Genomic DNA, 18,117 nt, shown 5'->3' on the forward strand with positions numbered 1-18,117 from the left:
AACTAAATTTTTATCTTTCGATACGTCCATCTAATAACTCAATTACTCGGCTACCATAAGTAGCATTTTTTTCAGAGTGAGTTACCTGAATAATGGTTACGCCTTCATCGTTCAATGTTTTAAATAATTCCATGATTTCTTGGCCTTGCTTTGAGTTCAGGTTGCCTGTAGGCTCATCTGCCAAAATCAAATTGGGTTTTGTAATAATAGCCCGAGCAATACCTACCAACTGTTGCTGTCCGCCAGAAAGCTGATTGGGGAAGAGGTCTTTTTTACCTACAATATTGAACCTGTCTAGAATATCAGCTACCATAGATTTTCTTTCAGACGCCCCAATGCCATGATACAACAATGGCGTTTCGATATTTTCATACACCGTTAGTTCATCAATCAAATGGTAGGCTTGGAAGACAAAGCCAATGTGTTTTTTGTATAATTCTGCTCGTTGCTTTTCTTTGATTTTAAGCACGCTGTGTCCCATAAAAGAATACTCTCCTTCATTGGGTTCGTCCATCATACCAATAATGTGTAATAGCGTAGATTTACCTGAGCCCGAAGGTCCCATGATGGATACAAACTCACCTTGCTCAATAGTCAAACTTACATCACGTAAAACGAATGCTCTATTTACTCCTGAATTATACCAACGAAAAATGTTTTTGAGTGCTAACATATTTTTAATTTTATGAAAATTTCTTTGTTAAGCCCTAAAATCGGACTAATTATTTATTACCATTACTCCGTTTTAAGGCTTTTAATGGGATTAGTTAAAGCGGCCTTGAATGTTTGTAAGAAAACAAAAAAAGCAATCATCAGGCTAAAAAATATCGCTATTGCTATAAATATTTGCCAATTCAACTCAATTCTATAAGCATAACCTGTTAACCAACTGTTCATGCTAATTACTGCTAAAGGAAAGGCAATAACTATAGAGATACAGATTAATACGATAAATTCTTTCAAAAAAAGCATAACGATACTAATACTTGATGCACCCAATACTTTTCTGATACCTAGTTCTTTGGTTCTGCGAGCGATACTCATTGACACCATTCCTAAAATACCCAATACTACAATAATAACTGATAAGAATGTGGCTAATTCAGAGGCTTTTTTTAGCTGTATTTCAGACTGATATAGCTTCTTGAGGGTATCGTCCATAAAAGTATATTCAAACACCGAACCTGGCATCAATTCAGTCCATTTATGTTGAATGGCTGATAATGATTCAGCAATATTGCCTTCGCGAATTTTGAAAGATAAATACCTGAAAATAGTATTTTCTTTGACATTCATAAAAGCCAAAGGCGAAATAGCCTGATGCATTGAACCTAAATGAAAATCTTTCGTAACGCCAACTATCGTATAGCTTTGAGGGCTAAAATGTAAACGAACGATTTGCCCAATAGCTTGTGCTGGACTTTTAAACCCCAATGCCTTTACACCCGCTTCATTCAACACCATTTTCCCTGCCTGAAAGGATGATTCTTTGTTTTGAAAAAATACCCCCGCTACCATCGGGATTTGGTATGTTTCAAGGTATTTATCATCACTGGTTAAACTAGGAATATATACAGCTTGGGTAGAATCTTGTCCCATTTTATAAATACCGATGCTATTTTTTGAATTAGTCTCAGGAATTTCATAAGACAATGTAGCATTGTTTACTTCTTTTAATTTGGTCATTTCATTTCTGATAGTCTCCATTTTTTCCACCCCTTTCGGCGACCAATCCCTTGGTACTCTGGCTGTAATAATGGCTTCTTTATGATAGCCCAAATCTTTAGTAAAAAAGTAATTTACTTGTTTGGTAATGACGCTGGCTCCGACCCCAACAAAAAGAGCAATTGAAAACTGTGAAACAATCAATAATCGCCTGAAAAAAATATTTTCTTTAATCGATTTCAACTTACCTTTTAAAGAATCGATGGAAGGTATGTTTGATAAAACAAAAGCTGGATACATACCTGATAACAAACCAATCAATAAAGCTAACAAGATAGCAAACACAAAAAAGTAAGGCGTTATCGATAGTAATGATGGTATTGTCTTATTCAATATTTGTCCGAAAATGGGTTGAAATATTTCAAATAATATCAATGCCACCAGTAAACTTACCAAAGCAATTAAAATAGATTCGGCTAAAAACTGACGAATAATTTGTCCTTTCATGCTCCCAAGCATTTTACGAACGCCAATTTCTTTAAGCCTTGTAAAAGAATTACCAATTGAAATATTGATAAAATTGACAATAGCCATTAATAAAATAAACAGCGCCGTCATGGTTAGCGTAAAGATTGTCTTTTTTACTATCCCATTGTTTGCTTCTCTATACACCTCTTTTACAGGTGTCAGATAAGGCAACAGGTTATCACTAATATTGGTAGGAGCATTAGCTTTAATTAACTTTGCCATAGGCTTAGCTAAGCTTTCGGGTTTTACACCTTCTTTCAACGTGATATAACCAACATTATAAGGATTGTTCCAAGTATTAAACTGACCTCTACCAAAATAATCACTGCTTTCAAAGGACATCAACACGGGTGATTTTGTGCTATTGAGCAAATTTGTAATGGAATTGGTCGCTAGCTTATCTAACACGCCCGTAATCATAAAATCTTTTTTACTCCCCGAAAATGATTCTACTGTTAAGGTCTTTCCTACCACATCCGATTGTCCAAAATACTTAATAGCCTGCTCGGCAGTAAGAACCATCGTATAAGGCTGGTTCAAAGCCGTTGTGGCATCGCCATGAAGTAATTTGAATCCATACATATTTAAAATAGTAGAGTCGCCAAGCTGTATCTCTTCTCTGAAAATTTTATCCTTGTTGGCAAACGTAGAAGTGATGCCATCAAAACGATAAAAGTTTTCTACCAAATGAGGATAATTTTCTTTAAGCGCTTCTGCCAATGGAGCAAGGGTTGCTATTTCCACACCCATATCTGCTTGTTTCCATTTGCTTTGAATTAGGTACTGATTATCAACATTCTTTAAATCAGCATTTACTTGTAGTTCTCCCCAAATGTAAGTGCCAATCAGTAATGTAAAGGTAATGCCAACAGACAACCCTAATATCGAAACCAATGAGTAAAACTTCCGTTTCATCAGGTTTCGCCATGCTATTTTAAAGTAGTTTTGTATCATAATTTCAGAAATTTATTATTCAAAGTGAAGATAGTCAGACTAATATACATTCTGATTTAGCTTAACTTTTTTTAACATTTCAATAGAAATTACTCCGTTCTCAAACTCTTTACAGGATTAGCCAAGGCTGCTTTAATAGCCTGAAAGCTTACCGTTAATAATGTAATAACTAAGGCACCAAGACCAGCAAAAGCGAAAATCCACCAAGAAATATCTGTTCTGTAATCATAGGTTTGTAACCAATTGTGCATATAATAATAGGCAATTGGAGTAGCTGTCAAAAGCGAAATCAGTACGAGCAATACAAATTCTTTTGAGAGTAAAGTCCATAGATTCAGAACGGTAGCTCCTAATACTTTTCTGATACCAATTTCCTTCGTTCTTTGTTCGGCTACAAAAGAGGCTAGCCCGAATAAGCCTAAGCATGAAATAAAAATAGCAAGTACTGCAAAGAATGAAGTCAGTTTCCCAATTCTTACTTCATTAAGAAATTTTAGATTATATTCATCATCAGCAAACCAATAATCGAATGGAATATCAGGAGCATATTTTTTTAAAGTAGTCTCAATTTTTCCTAATGCTTCTGAGGAACTTACCTTGGGATTAATTTTGATATTAATGATATTTATCCATTTATAGTCTAATACAAAAACAGTACGTAAAGCAGGTTCATACGGTGAATTCATGACCATATCTTTTACTACGCCTAGTATCTTATAAGGTTTGCCGTCGATTTTCATGGTTTCACCAACTACTTGTTTGATGCCCATAAATTTCACTGCAGCCTCGTTCAATACAACCCCTGTAGAATCAGTTGAAAATGCTCTTGAGAAATCTCTCCCTTCTTTAAATTGCCAACCCACAGTTTTTCCAAAATCGTGGGTTACTGCTACTGTGCCAAAATTGCCTTGAACATTTGGGTCTTTGCCTTTCCAATCGTAACCATTATTAATTGCCCAAACGCCCGTTGTAGGACTTGAAGATTCAGACATTTCTGATACAGCACCAGTCTGTATCAAATCATTTCTGATGGCATTATAGTGCTGTAATAATTCAGGCGTGTTGACAAACATTGTTAATAAGCCTGAATTATTATAACCTATTGGACGATTTTTGGCAAATTGAATTTGGTTAAAGATAATAATCGTTCCAATGATTAAAGTAATTGAAACGGTGAACTGCAAGACTACTAAAACTTTTCTAGGCATTGAGGCAAAATGCCCGATTCTGAAAGTTCCTTTCAACACTTTGATAGGTTGAAAAGAAGATAAATATAAAGCTGGGTAACTTCCCGCAATAAAACCTGTTATTAAACAAAAACCTAAATCTAAAAGCCAAAAAACTGGACTCGTGAACAGGATAACCATTTTTTTATCAGCTATTTCATTGAAAGCAGGTAAACTAAGTTCTACCAATAATAAGGATAGCACAAAAGCGATAAATACTACCAAGAAAGATTCACTAAGAAACTGAATGATTAATTGGCTACGCATTGAGCCAATGGCTTTTCTAACGCCAACCTCTTTCGCACGTTTTTCAGAACGAGCCGTACTTAGGTTCATAAAATTGATACAAGCCAATAGCAACACAAATATCCCAATAATGCCAAATAGCCAAACAAACTCAATTTTACCCCCTGTGTTTATGCCATTTTTAAACTCAGAATATAGATGCCATTTATTCATGGGATGTAGAAATACTTCCGGTTTAAAAGAAGCACCTGCTTTATCTACCTTAAGGAGTTTTACATCTTTTATTTTTGCAGAAACTTTATCCACATCAGCATTGTCAGCCAACTGAGCATAGGTTTGAAAGGCATTGCTTCGCCAAGGATTAGATAGCTTTTCATCCCAATTTTCATTTTTTATGTAAAGGTCCCAAGGAGCAATGAATGCTAAATCATGAAAATCGGAATTATAAGGAATATCTTCATAAACGCCAGTTACTTTTAAATCAAATCTATTATCAACTTTGAACGATTTGAATAAAGGATTTTCATTACCAAAAAATGCTTTTGCTGTAGATTCATCAATTAAGATAGATGATGGGTCTTTCAATCCATTATTTGTTCCTTTCAGCATTTTTAGGCTAAGCATTTCTGGTGCATCGGCTTCAAAGTATTCGCCTCGTATAGAAAGTTTTTTATCACCAAACTTCAAGATATGCTTTCTTCTTCCAGAAGACATTAGTACAAATTTGAAATCGCTTCCATATTTTTCACGAATTTCAGCACCTAGTAAATAGGGATTAGCTGTCTGCGTACCCACTTCGCCATTAAAGGTTTGATGTTGCATCACTTGTACAATTCTATCATAGTTTTTATGATATTTATTGAACGACAATTCATCATGAATCCACAAACCAATCAGTATTGCTACTGCCATGCCGACTGCTAATCCACCAATGTTAATTATGGAATATCCCTTGTTTTTAACAAGATTACGAAAGGCGATTTTGAAATAATTTCTAAACATAATGATATGACTTTAGATTGATGACTAAAAGACTAAAGGTTTTTAGATTTGGTATTTTGACGAAAAAACACGCTAGATTCAAAAACTCCTAACTCTAAATCATTCTGTCCTTAGGCTCTTTACAGGATTAGCCAAAGCCGCTTTTACTGCTTGAAAACTAACCGTTAATAATGTAATAACTAAGGCTCCTAGTCCAGCAAAAGCGAAAACCCACCAAGAAATATCTGTTCTATATTCATATTTCTGTAACCAATTGTGCATAAAGTAATAGGCAAGAGGCGTTGCTGTAATGAGTGATACCAATACGAGCAATAAAAAATCTTTTGAAAGCAAAGTCCATAGGTTTAGTACCGTAGCACCTAATACTTTTCTAATACCAATTTCTTTGGTTCTTTGTTCAGCTACAAAAGATGCCAGCCCGAACAACCCTAAGCATGAAATAAAGATAGCAAGGGCAGCAAAAAACAAGGCTAGTTTTCCGATACGCTCTTCGGTTTTGAATTTATTAGCAAATTCATCATCTGCAAATTTATAGTCGAAAGGAACTGAGGGAATATACTTTTTGAAGGTGGCTTCAATTTTTGAAATAGACTCGCTCGCACTTTTATTAGGATTCAACTTAAGGGTTATCCAATTTACATCATGTGAACTCAAGAAGTAAAAAGATTGCTTTACGGGTTTGTATGGCGACTGCATCAGCATATCTTTAATTACCCCAATAATGGTAAAATTTGATGCATTTTTACCAGTCCCCCATGTAACTGTTTTTCCAACAGGATTTTTAATGCCCATAAACTTTACGGCTGCTTCATTAATAACCAACCCTAATGAATCAGTAGAAAAATCTCTTGAAAAATCTCTTCCTTCTTTAAACTTCCAACCTACAGTTTTTCCAAATTCATGGGTAACTCTAATGTTTGCAAAATCTGTATCAAAATTAGGGTCTTTGCCTTCCCAAGAAAAACCACCAGAGTTTGACCATACTTCTGTTAATGGACTTGATGATTCTGCTAATTCAACAATAGCTCCAGATGCTTTTAATTCATTACGGAGCAAATCAAATTTTCCATAAAAATCTGGTGTTTTCATCAATATCATCATTAAGCCATCTCTATTATAGCCAATAGGTCTGTTTTTTGAAAACTGTACTTGTTTGTAAATGATGATAGTACCGATGATTAACGCTACAGAAACTGTGAACTGAAATATTACTAATACTTTGCGGGGAATGGCCGCAAAACGACCAGCCTTGAAAGTACCCTTTAATACTTTAACGGGTTGGAAAGAGGATAAATATAAAGCAGGATAACTACCAGCAACTAAGCCAGTGAGTAAACTAAAACTAAGTGAGAGAATCCAGAACAAAGGGTCTGTCCATAGAATCGTCATTTTTTTATCGGAAACCTCATTGAAGAAGGGTAGAGCAAGCTCTACAATAATGATTGAAAATATAAATGAAAAGGCTACTACCAATAATGACTCGCTCAGAAATTGTGCAATTAATTGTCCACGAACAGAACCTATCGCTTTACGAACGCCTACTTCTTTTGCACGCTTTTCAGAACGAGCAGTGCTTAAATTCATGAAATTGATACACGCTAATAATAATACAAAAATACCTACAATACCAAACAACCAAACGTATTCTATCAACCCACCCGTATTTACACCATTTTTCCAGTTAGATTTCAAGTGCCAGTCAGCCATTGGTTGAAAGAAAATTTTAGCATCAAATCGTCTTTCTTCTTTAGGCAGATTGTTGAATTTTGAACGAAGTATTCGCTTATTGACAGTTTCAAAATCAGTATTATCGGCTATTTGAGCATATAATTGAAATGAATTATTATCCCATTGATTGTTATCTCTTGCTCTTTTAATCCAATCTTCTGAAGAAACGTATAAATCCCAAGGGGCAATGAATTTCAAATCTCTGAAAGTAGCATTAAAAGGTAGGTCTTCATATACGCCTGTTACTTTTACATTCAGTTTATTATCAATTTTCATAGTTTGGTTAATAGGGTCGGCCTCGCCAAAAAAAGCTTTTGCCGTTGATGCTGCAAGTAAAATAGAATTGGGCGTTTGCAGTCCTTCATTCGTTCCCTTCAACATTTTCAGTGACAACATCTTTGGGGCATCAGTATCGAAATAAATACCACCTTTAGATAATTGCTTGTCATTAGTAGATAAAATATGGTCTCCTTCCCACGAAGCCATGGCTAAATATTTAAAGTTATTGCCATATTTATTTTTAAGTTCAGAACCTATCGGGAAAGGCATCGCATTGCCTGTGTAAACAGTTCCATTTTCTGTTTGATGCTGCATTCCAACACCTATTTTATCATAATTTGTATGATATTTATTGAATGATAATTCATCATGAATCCATAAACCAATTAGCATTGCTACAGCCATACCAACTGCTAATCCACCGATGTTGATAAAAGAATATACTTTATTCCTAACAAGATTTCTGAAGGCTATTTTGAAGTAATTTTTAAACATAGCGTGATGAGGTTATTTTGATGGTGATATGTAATATATATTTTCAAAAACATAACCAAAAAATTATCTGTTTGATTTTCAGTAGATTATGTATTTTTACAAAAAAAGAAGTGTCCGTTTTCGGACACTTCTTGTGCGGTTTTGAACAAAATATTTAGCCTCTTTTATTCAGACCTTAAACTATTTACAGGATTTGCTAAGGCAGATTTAAAGGCTTGGTAGCTGATCGTTAATATCGTAATACATACTAAAAGAACTAACACCAATGCGAACATCCAGCCACCAATGTTGATTCGGTATGGGTAACTTTCTAAGAATTTACTGGCAGACCACCAAGCTAATGGAAATGCTAGTACTACCGACACAAACACTAATTTCAAAAAGTCTTTGGTTAGCATAGATACGATGGCTAAAGCACTTGCACCAAGTACTTTTCTGATACCTATTTCTTTGGTGCGTTTTTCGGCAGAAAGCGTGGCTAAACCAAAAAGACCAATACAAGAAATAAACATGATTAAGATAGCCGAAAAGCTAATGATTTGCTTCCATTTTGCTTCTTTCTCATACTGTTTCTGGTTGATTTGGTCTTTAAATTCATAGATATACGGTTGCGTAGGGCGTAATTTTTTAAATACCTTTTCGATGTATTTTAAACTAGCAGGCGTATTGCTTGGCTTAATTTTGATATTCAGTTGCGCATACTGACTCATCTCTGGATTGCTAGTGAATAGTTGAGGCTTGATGGTTTCGTATAAAGACGAAAAATGATAGTCTTTCACTACGCCTATTACTTGAAACTTCCTATTGCGTGAAAAGAAATCAACCGTTTGTCCGATTGGGTTTTTCCAGCCCGCTTCTTTTACAAATGCTTCATTGACCAAAATGGCTTGTGCGGTATCTGAAGGAAAATCTTTTGAGAAATTTCTGCCTTGTACCATCGGTATTTGTAAGGTAGGCAGGTAATCTTGGTCAACAATATCAAAGGCAAAAACCATATCTTTTTTTCCATTGACTCTGGCAATCGTATTCCAAAAGCCACCTTGACGTGGTGCTACGTTTTCAATAGCTGGATTTTTTAACAATTCTTGCTTAAAGGTCTGCGTTTCGGTGTAGGTCATTCTGCCAGTTGACAATTCTACGATATTATCGTCTTTATACCCTAAATCCTGTTTGACTAAAAAATCAAATTGAGCGTATAGAATCAAGGTAGCCATCATCATAAAAGCTGCTAACGAAAACTGAAAAACTACAAGACTTTTTTGTAAGAAACTACCCTTCGAAAGCTTAAAACGACCATATAGTGTATCGACAGGACTAAAGCTTGATAATACCAACGCAGGATAAATACCCGCCAAAAATCCTGTGAGGAGGAACAAGCAAAAATAAGCAGCAATCAGTTGAACATCAAAAAGGTATTTCAATGACAATGCTTTGTTTGATAAGCCATTGAAGATAGGTAAGGTTAGTTCTACCAAAACGATGGCTAAAAGAAAGGCAATGAGGCTCAAGACAAATGATTCGCCCATGAATTGCCAGATAAGTTGTTTGCGGTCGCCACCTACTACTTTTCGGATGCCGATTTCCTTACTTCTTTTTACTGAACGAGCTACTGTTAGGTTTACAAAATTGATACAGGCAATCAACAATAGAAAAATAGCCAACCCAATTAGCACATACGAATACATGGGATTACTTTCGTCTCTTAGTCCATTAGCTGCTCTGAACTCAGTAGAAAGGTGAACATCTAAAAAGGGTTGCAATCCATATTGTATGGTACTTTGGTAATTCCATTTTTCTTTCGCTTCAATCAATTGCCCTTTTGCTTCACGCGCATAAATACTGGCAAATTTTGCTTCTAAGGTCTTTGGGTTAGCAAAAGGTTTTAAGGTTACTATCGTGTTTAAATAAAAATTTATCCATTGGTCATCATGCGTTTTATCGCGGTGATAGGGCATCAATAAATCAATCTTGATAGATGAATTCTGTGGGGTCTTTTTGGTAACAGCACCTACGGTAAAATCTTGGAATGTATCATCGTAATTAATAGACAATGTTTTGCCTAAAGCGGACTGTTTTTCAAAATACTTTTCGGCAACTTCCTCCGAAATCACGACAGATTGTGGGTCTTTTAACGCCGTTTTAGCAGAACCTTCTGCAAAGTCAAAAGTGAAAATGGTGAAGAAAGAACTATCCACCTTCATGGCATCTTGTACCAGAATATCATTGCCTTTTTTGATATTATAGCTTTCGCCTTGCATACGGACGTAGTTTTCAATCTCGGGCAATTGCTCTTTAAAACTAGGGCCAGGCATCATGCCTGTAATCCCAAATTTTTGTACTTTACCATCTGGAGCAGTTTCAGTAGAGGTAATTCTATAAATCTGATTGACATTTTTATGGAAACGGTCGTAACTGACTTCGTCTTTGGTATAAAGCACGATTAACATACAACAGGCCAAGCCAATGCTCAATCCTGCAATATTGATAAACGAAAACACCTTATTGCGTCGGAGGTTTCGGATAGCTATTTTTAAATAGTTTTGTAACATCGCTTTAATGGGTTAGTTTTTATTCATTGCGGAGGCTCTTGATAGGATTCGCCACTGCTGATTTCAACGCTTGATAACTTACTGTAGCGAAGGCTAACGCCATACTGGTTAAACTTGCCAACAGAAAGGTTTCCCAAGTCAGGGATATTCTAAAGACAAAGTCTTGCAACCATTTTTGCATAGCCCACCAAGCCAATGGAATGGCTATGAAGTTGGCAATGATAACAAGCCCTAGGAAGTCTTTAGAAAGGAGGAATACAATATTCCTGATGTTGGCACCTAATACTTTTCTGATACCGATTTCTTTGTCTTTTTGCTCTGCCAAAAACGTAATTAATCCAAAAAGACCTAAACAAGCTATCAGAATAGCGATACTAGTGAAGCTGAAAAACATCTTTGACATACGTACTTCATCACTGAATGTCTTTTGAAATGCTTCATCTAGGAAATAAAATTCAAAGGGCTTCTCGCTTTGGTATTTTTCGTAGATGTTTTGCACTTGTGCCACTTTTGCTTGCACATCGGTTTTTGAGTCTAACCGCAGATAGATACAACCAGATAATGTTTCAGCAGGATTGGGGGCAGGTACTGAAATCATCAATGCTTCTATTTTTGATTTGACACCATTATAGTGAAAATCTTTCATGATACCACCGACTATGGTTGTACCACTTCCGAGGTTCACAGATTTTCCTACAGGATTATCACCCAACTCCATTTGTTTTACAGCTACTTCGTTTAGATAGACTTTTGCTGTTAAGTTTTTATTGTCAATAGGTGCTTTCAGCCATTTCAAATCAACAGTATTAAAGAAATTTTCGTCGGTACTGATAGCAAATAAAGTTACTTCCTTCTTAGAAACCAATGATTTGGTGAACCATGCATTTACGCCTTTATACAAGGGCGTTGAAACGGTTGAAACACTTTTTACACCACTTATTTGCTTGAGTTCGTTGTTGAATAATGCGATTTTTGAAGAGGCACTTTCTTCAATAGGTAATACCAAAACTTGGTCTTTGGTGAGTCCTAAATCCATGTTTCGCATAAAATCTAGTTGTTGTTGTACAACCAAGGTGCAGATGATAAGCACTACAGAAACAGAGAATTGAAAAATTAAAAACCCCTTACGAACGACTGCTCCACTTTGTTGACTTGAAAACTTACCTTTTAGGACTTCTATAGGACTGAATCTTGAGAGAAAAAGCGAGGTGTAACTTCCAGATAATAGAATACTTAATACAAATATTGATAACAGTAAGCCTATAAAAAGAGGGCTTTTCATAAAAGAGGTATCTACCTCTAAACCCAAAATATCGTAAAAGGGCTGGCGTAGTATTTCTAATAAAAGGAAGGCTAGTACAAAAGAACATAAACAATAAATAAAGGCTTCTACATAAAATTGTTTTACTAAGCCTAGGCGTTCGGCACCAACTACTTTTCTGATGCCAACTTCCTTTGCTCTAATCGTGGCTCTGGCGGTTGTCAGGCTCATGTAGTTGAACAATGCTAGTACTAGGATTAATATCGCTATGCCCGAAAAAATCAAGGCAAATTTTGTGTTTGCTTTATCCGAAAAATTGCTTCCGTTATGAAGTTTATCAAATTGTTCAAGTGAATAGGTCGCCGTTTCATCAAATCCTCCTGATAGTTTACCCGCTTTAATAATCGTCTTTTCTACTTTAGAGACAGACTGCTGTTTATTCAATAATAAAAAGGTTTCAAACGAACCCGCACGCTCCCAAATTGATAGCTTAGAGGCATCTAATTTGGGAAAAGTAGATATAGGAGTAATTAATTCAAACTGAAAAGTTGAATTAGAAGGCATTTGAGCCATAACACCCGTCACTGTGAAAACTTGTTTGCCTTCTAGCAATAACGTTTTTCCGATAGGGTTTTCATTCCCAAAATATTTTTTAGCAACCTTCTCTGAGATGACCAAACTGAAAGGATTGTTCAAGAATGATTTATCATTGCCTTGTAAGGTTTTAAAAGTAAACACTTTGAAAAAAGCAGGGTCAACGAATGAAAGCGATTCTTCTTTGAATTTGATTTCAGGATGAAGCGCATTTTTGAAAGTGACATTCCTTTCATTGTTTATTCTAATAAACTCTTCTACTTCAGGGTTAGCTTCTTTTAATAATTCACCCAACTTCGCATTCATCGCTGTAAACTGAACAGTTTGTTCACCGTATTTACTCACCGATAATATTCTATAAATTCTATTACCTTTTTCGTGAAATTGGTCGTAGCTAAATTCATGCGAAACAAAAAGTAAAATCAGCATGGCGGCAGCTAAACCCGTAGCCAGTCCACCAATATTCAAGATTGAATACAGTTTATTACGCCATAAATTCCTAAGGGCTATTTTTAGATAGTTTTGTAGCATGATATTTATGATTTAAAGATTTCAGGACTAAATGACTGTAGGATTTTAGATTTGGGATTTTGAGTTTTAATGAAAATACTCCTCACGCTGCATTCAAAACTCCCAATTCAAATCATTCTGTTCGTAAACTTTTTACGGGATTCGCCAAGGCAGCTTTAATCGCTTGATAACTAATAGTCAACAAAGCAATGAGGACAGCTAATACTCCTGCCAATACAAATACCCATGCGTTTATATCAATCCGATATGCAAAATCTTGTAGCCACTTGTCCATGAGCCAATATCCTATCGGAAAAGCTAAACAGCAGGCTACTAATACCAATTTGAGGAACTCTTTAGAAAGTAAGGTTACGATTTGTTGTACCGAAGCACCTAGCACCTTGCGAACCCCAATTTCTTTAGTACGCTGTTCAGCTGTGAAAGTGGCTAAGCCAAATAATCCTAAACATGCCACAAAAATGGTCAGTCCTGAGAAAATACTTAAAATGACACTTATTTTCTGTTCGCTCTGATACGTTTTTTCAAATAACTCGTCCATGAAAGAATAGGCAAAAGGCTCTTCTGTATTAAACTTTTGCCATTGATTTTTCAATGAAGCCAACAAACCTTCTACATCTTTGCCTTTTACTTTGATGGTTAAACCATAAGTTTTTTCAGAAACCATCAACAAAGGTGTGATACTTTCGTGGAGCGATTTAAAGTGAAAATCCTTCACAACGCCAATGATTCTATACGTAATTTTCAAGCCTTCGTTATTTTTTAGGCGAGTAATGGTATGTCCAACGGCATTTTTACCCCAACCGAAGGCCTTTGCTGCTGTTTCGTTGATAATCATTGCGGTAGAATCCGTTGCAAAATCTTTAGAGAAATTCCGTCCAGCAATGATTTTCATACCCATCGTTGGAATATACTGGTCGTCGATTTTGTACTCCAACGTTCGCATTATTTGCGAATCATCGCCGTCAGGATAGCCCAGAGAATTATTTGAATCACTCGGTCCGGCTGGTAAATAACCAGCACTGGTTACGCTCAATACTCTTGGGTCTTGTAAAATTTGCTGACGAAATACTTCTTCATTTTTCCCCATCGACCAAGTATTTCGGATGATGAGTAATTGGTCTTTGGCATAGCCTAAATCTTTACTTTGAATAAACTTAATTTGCTGATATACCACCGTTGTACCAATGATTAGAGCAATAGAAATAAAGAATTGAAAAACTACCAAACCACTTCTCAGACTGATACTTTTTCCTGCCAATTTGAATTTGCCTTTCAGTACTTCCACAGGATTGAAAGAAGAAAGGAAAAAAGCTGGATAACTGCCTGCCAAAACGCCAACCAATAAACCAAAAAGTAAAAAAGCAAGAAGTAGGAGAGGGTTTTTGAGGAAATCTAATTGTAAATCTTTTTCGGCTAAATCATTGAAAATTGGCAATGCTAATTGTACCAACATCAAAGAAAGTAAAAGGGCAACGATGCTTAAAAGTACCGATTCAAATAAAAACTGGGTAATCAAATCTTGTTTTACAGAACCCAATACTTTACGAACGCCTACTTCTTTGGCACGTTTGGAAGCTCCAGCCGTAGAAAGGTTCATGAAATTGATACAAGCGATGAGTAACATAAATATCGCAATCGCTCCGAAAATATAAACATATTGAATGTTTCCGCTGGCTTCTATGCTACCAGTATAACCAGCGTCTAAGTGAATACTGATTAAGGGTTGAAGGAAAAGTCCAAGCTGATTGCCCTTCTGTAAAAACTGCGAAAGGCTCATACCCATGGCTACTTGGATTTGAGGCCCCATGTATTTTTTAATGACTTGGGGCAATTTGGCTTCTAGTTTTTTATAATCATACCCTTCTGGTAGCACCAAATATGTGAAGAATCCTGAGGTCATCCATGAATCAATCTTTGCATCTTTTACACTTGCCATAGAGCCAAAAATATCAAAATGGAAGTGCGAATTATGCGGTACTTTATCGATAAGTCCTGTTATTTTATAATTCTCATTCCAACTTTTGATAAATAGTACCTTGCCGATAGGGTCTTCGTTACCGAAATATTTTTTGGCTAATTCCTTTGTGATGACAGCCGTATTGGGTTGAACCAAAGCCGTTTTAGCATCACCCTTCAAAAGAGGCAAAGTAAATACTTGGAAGAAATTGGCATCTACAGAAGCAAAAGAGTTTTCTTTGAATTTCTTGTCGTGATACACGATTTCAGGCGAACCACTGGTGCGTAAACGAGTAGCATCTAAGACTTCAGGGTAGTCGTTTTTCAATACTTGTGCTGTTGGGGGCATCACATTGGCTTCATTGATTTTTCCATCATTGATAGAGGCTTTAAAAACAACACGATATATTCTGTCGGCTTTTTCATTAAATCGATCATAGCTTAATTCATCATAAACAAAGAGCATGATGATAAGGCAAGTAGCAATTCCTAGAGCCAAGCCTACGACATTAATTGCTGAGAAAGTCTTGTTTCTAAGCAAATTACGAATAGCGATTTTTAAATAATTTTGTATCATGATTATATGACTTTAGGACTAAATGACTAAAGGATTTTGGATTTCAGTAAAAAAATACTCCTCACTCCGCATTCTAAACTCTTCACTCATTTATTCTGTTCTCAAACTTTTAACTGGATTCATTAAGGCTGATTTGATGGCTTGGTATCCAACAGTTAGCAAGGCAATTCCCAAAGCTAAAGCACCTGCTACTACAAAATACCACCATTCAATGGTTATTCTACTCGCAAAATCTTGTAGCCATTGTTGCATGAAATAATAGGCAATCGGGCATGCAATGACGATAGCGATAAATACAAGTATCAAAAAATCTTTTGATAACAATTGTACAATACTCAATACGGATGCACCCAAAATTTTACGAATACCAATTTCTTTGGTACGCGATTCTACTGTGAAAGTAGCTAATCCAAAAAGACCCATACAGGCAATGAAAATAGCCCACACAGAAGCTGTGGTGAACAAGGTGCTGTATTGGCTCTCGGTTTCATACTGCTTATTGAAATTGTCATCCATAAAGAAAAACTCAAATGGATTGCCCGAAAAATGACTTTTGAATATGTTTTCTAATGTAGCTACCTTTGAGGTCATATTTTCTCCAGACAATTTTACCGTTAAATACGAAGAATTATTCTGAGGGTAAAAAATCATCGGGTCGATAGCTGTTTGTAAGCTTTTATGATGATAGTCTTTCACTACTCCAATCACTTCAAGGTAACGTTCGTCCCATTTGATTTTAGCGTTTACAGCCTCTGTCGCCGACTTAAAGCCTAGTTGTTCAATTGCTTTTTCGTTCAAAAGTACTTTGCTATTATCACTCCAATCAACATCACATTCTTTAGCAGTAAAATTGCGTCCAGCCTTTAAAGGAATCTGATAAGTTTTCAAAAAGTTATTACCGATGATGACAAACGAATAGGCCTTCTGTTCATCACCTGCTTTTGATTTTGCCGAAGTGAAACCAACTGTCGTAAAATTATACCAGTTACTAGGTACGCTTCCGCTCGTGCAATAGTCTGTCACAAAGCTTTGTTGGGCAATATCGGTTTCAAAGGCACTTACTCGGCTTTTATAAGTACTATCTTTACCAATTTCTGGGCCTTTTATGACTAACAATTGCTTGATATTCATACCTAAATCTTGGTTTTGCATGTGTTTCAATTGACTGAAAACAATAATCGTAACAATGATTAGGGCAATGGAGATACTGAACTGTGTCACTACCAATGATTTCCTCAAGAATATTCCCTTGGTCGATTTGTGTAGTTTGCCTTTGAGCGTTTCTATCAATTTAAAATTAGCCAGACCAAAAGCAGTATAAACACCCGAACCAATAGACCCTATCACTAACAAACCTAAGCCTATTATCCAAAGCGAGGAGGAGAGGAGTGTTGTTAAAGAAAGTTCTTTCTGAATTGTCTGATTGAAAAAGGGTTGTAATAAAGTAACCAGAAATATAGCCCCCACGAATGCAAACAAATTAACTAACATCGATTCCCCTAAAAATTGGAGTACTAGGTTGCTTCTAGTAGCACCGATTACTTTTCGTACGCCTACTTCGTTAGCTCTTTTTAGGGCATTGGCTGTGCTAAGGTTGATATAGTTGAACCATGCTATCACCAAAATAAGGAACGCTATTCCACTAAGGATAAATACATACTTTACATTACCATAGTGCTGATAAGTGTCTGAAAAACTACTGGCTAAATGTATTTCAGAAAAGGGGTGAAGTCTGAAATTAGTAGCATCGTTTTCTTTACTCAATTCTTTTCTAAGGGTGTTTAATTTACCTTCAAGTGCCAAATAATCAGTTTTTTGATTGAGCAAAAAATACGTGTCAATATATTGTGAGTCTAAATTATCAATACTTGCCCAATCGTTTCCATTTAAATTGGCTGGATTTTTTAGGGTTTCTAAAGAAAGTACTAAATCTAACTTTATATCCGAATTATCGCCCATGTCAGCAAAGACGCCTTTTACGACATAATCTTTTTTGCCAAATTGGTTATATAAAGTAAGTGTTTGCCCGATAGGATCTGCTTTATCAAAATACTTTTTAGCGGCCGACTCAGCCATGAAAATTACATCAGGTTTGTTCAATTCACTAGCCGAACCTTTGAGAAGAGGAAAGCTAAAAAAGGAAAAGAAATTGCCTTCGGCATAGCCAATGTTTTTCTCTCTAAACGAGACGTTCTTTGATTCATTTTTTACAATGCCTTGCGCCACTCCATCTGCTACTCTGCAATATTCTTTAATTTCTGGAAGGCGCTCTTTGGCTTTGGTTGCCCAGCCTGGTTCTACTTGCGCCCATGTTTCGCCTTTATTATTCTGGTTCAGTAGGCGATACATATTGGGTAAATTAGCATGAAATTGATTCACGCTTCTTTCCAAACTTACATATTCTAAAATCAACAGAAAGGCAGAAATTCCTAAAGCCAACCCCGCAATATTAATGAATGAGTAAACCTTGTTTCTGAACAAGACTCTCAAAGCTATTTTAAGATGATTTTTAAACATGAGTTATGA

The 18,117-nt window shown here is 36.0% G+C and carries 8 protein-coding genes; all 8 read right to left on the reverse strand.

Going from position 1 to position 18,117, the window contains the following annotated elements; translation table 11 throughout:
• Positions 1-10: 10 nt before the first annotated feature.
• The 8 genes from AC07XN_RS00750 to AC07XN_RS00785 all read right to left on the reverse strand — a co-directional run bounded on the left by AC07XN_RS00750 (position 11) and on the right by AC07XN_RS00785 (position 18,108).
• A complete protein-coding gene (locus tag AC07XN_RS00750; RefSeq protein ID WP_309922420.1) occupies positions 11-673 on the reverse strand; it encodes an ABC transporter ATP-binding protein in 663 nt (220 codons plus the stop codon).
• Between the two features lie 62 nt (positions 674-735).
• Positions 736-3,147, reverse strand: coding sequence for an ABC transporter permease (locus AC07XN_RS00755; RefSeq protein ID WP_494741682.1), 2,412 nt, complete (start codon positions 3,145-3,147; stop codon positions 736-738).
• Positions 3,148-3,236: 89 nt separating this feature from the next.
• Positions 3,237-5,621, reverse strand: coding sequence for an ABC transporter permease (locus tag AC07XN_RS00760; RefSeq protein WP_494741683.1), 2,385 nt, complete (start codon positions 5,619-5,621; stop codon positions 3,237-3,239).
• A 99-nt stretch (positions 5,622-5,720) separates the two neighbouring features.
• Positions 5,721-8,123 (reverse strand): ABC transporter permease, encoded by a 2,403-nt coding sequence (locus AC07XN_RS00765; RefSeq protein WP_494741684.1) that lies wholly within the window; start codon positions 8,121-8,123, stop codon positions 5,721-5,723.
• Positions 8,124-8,287: 164 nt separating this feature from the next.
• Positions 8,288-10,672 (reverse strand): ABC transporter permease, encoded by a 2,385-nt coding sequence (locus tag AC07XN_RS00770; protein WP_494741685.1) that lies wholly within the window; start codon positions 10,670-10,672, stop codon positions 8,288-8,290.
• A 19-nt stretch (positions 10,673-10,691) separates the two neighbouring features.
• Entirely contained in the window at positions 10,692-13,058 is a 2,367-nt protein-coding gene (locus AC07XN_RS00775) for an ABC transporter permease (protein ID WP_494741686.1), read from the reverse strand.
• A gap of 112 nt (positions 13,059-13,170) precedes the next feature.
• Positions 13,171-15,591, reverse strand: coding sequence for an ABC transporter permease (locus AC07XN_RS00780; RefSeq protein ID WP_494741687.1), 2,421 nt, complete (start codon positions 15,589-15,591; stop codon positions 13,171-13,173).
• 90 nt (positions 15,592-15,681) lie between these two features.
• A complete protein-coding gene (locus AC07XN_RS00785; RefSeq protein ID WP_494741688.1) occupies positions 15,682-18,108 on the reverse strand; it encodes an ABC transporter permease in 2,427 nt (808 codons plus the stop codon).
• Between the last annotated feature and the right edge of the window lie 9 nt (positions 18,109-18,117).

The sequence above is a fragment of the Arcicella sp. GW458-12-2-14-TSB2 genome (assembly GCF_059423785.1).

What these genes read in the sequence shown, in the direction of transcription:
- AC07XN_RS00750 (WP_309922420.1), bottom strand. Translation starts at nt 673, where the DNA reads ATGTTAGCACTCAAAAACATTTTTCGTTGGTATAATTCAGGAGTAAAT.
- AC07XN_RS00755 (WP_494741682.1), bottom strand. Translation starts at nt 3,147, where the DNA reads ATGATACAAAACTACTTTAAAATAGCATGGCGAAACCTGATGAAACGG.
- AC07XN_RS00760 (WP_494741683.1), bottom strand. Translation starts at nt 5,621, where the DNA reads ATGTTTAGAAATTATTTCAAAATCGCCTTTCGTAATCTTGTTAAAAAC.
- AC07XN_RS00765 (WP_494741684.1), bottom strand. Translation starts at nt 8,123, where the DNA reads ATGTTTAAAAATTACTTCAAAATAGCCTTCAGAAATCTTGTTAGGAAT.
- AC07XN_RS00770 (WP_494741685.1), bottom strand. Translation starts at nt 10,672, where the DNA reads ATGTTACAAAACTATTTAAAAATAGCTATCCGAAACCTCCGACGCAAT.
- AC07XN_RS00775 (WP_494741686.1), bottom strand. Translation starts at nt 13,058, where the DNA reads ATGCTACAAAACTATCTAAAAATAGCCCTTAGGAATTTATGGCGTAAT.
- AC07XN_RS00780 (WP_494741687.1), bottom strand. Translation starts at nt 15,591, where the DNA reads ATGATACAAAATTATTTAAAAATCGCTATTCGTAATTTGCTTAGAAAC.
- AC07XN_RS00785 (WP_494741688.1), bottom strand. Translation starts at nt 18,108, where the DNA reads ATGTTTAAAAATCATCTTAAAATAGCTTTGAGAGTCTTGTTCAGAAAC.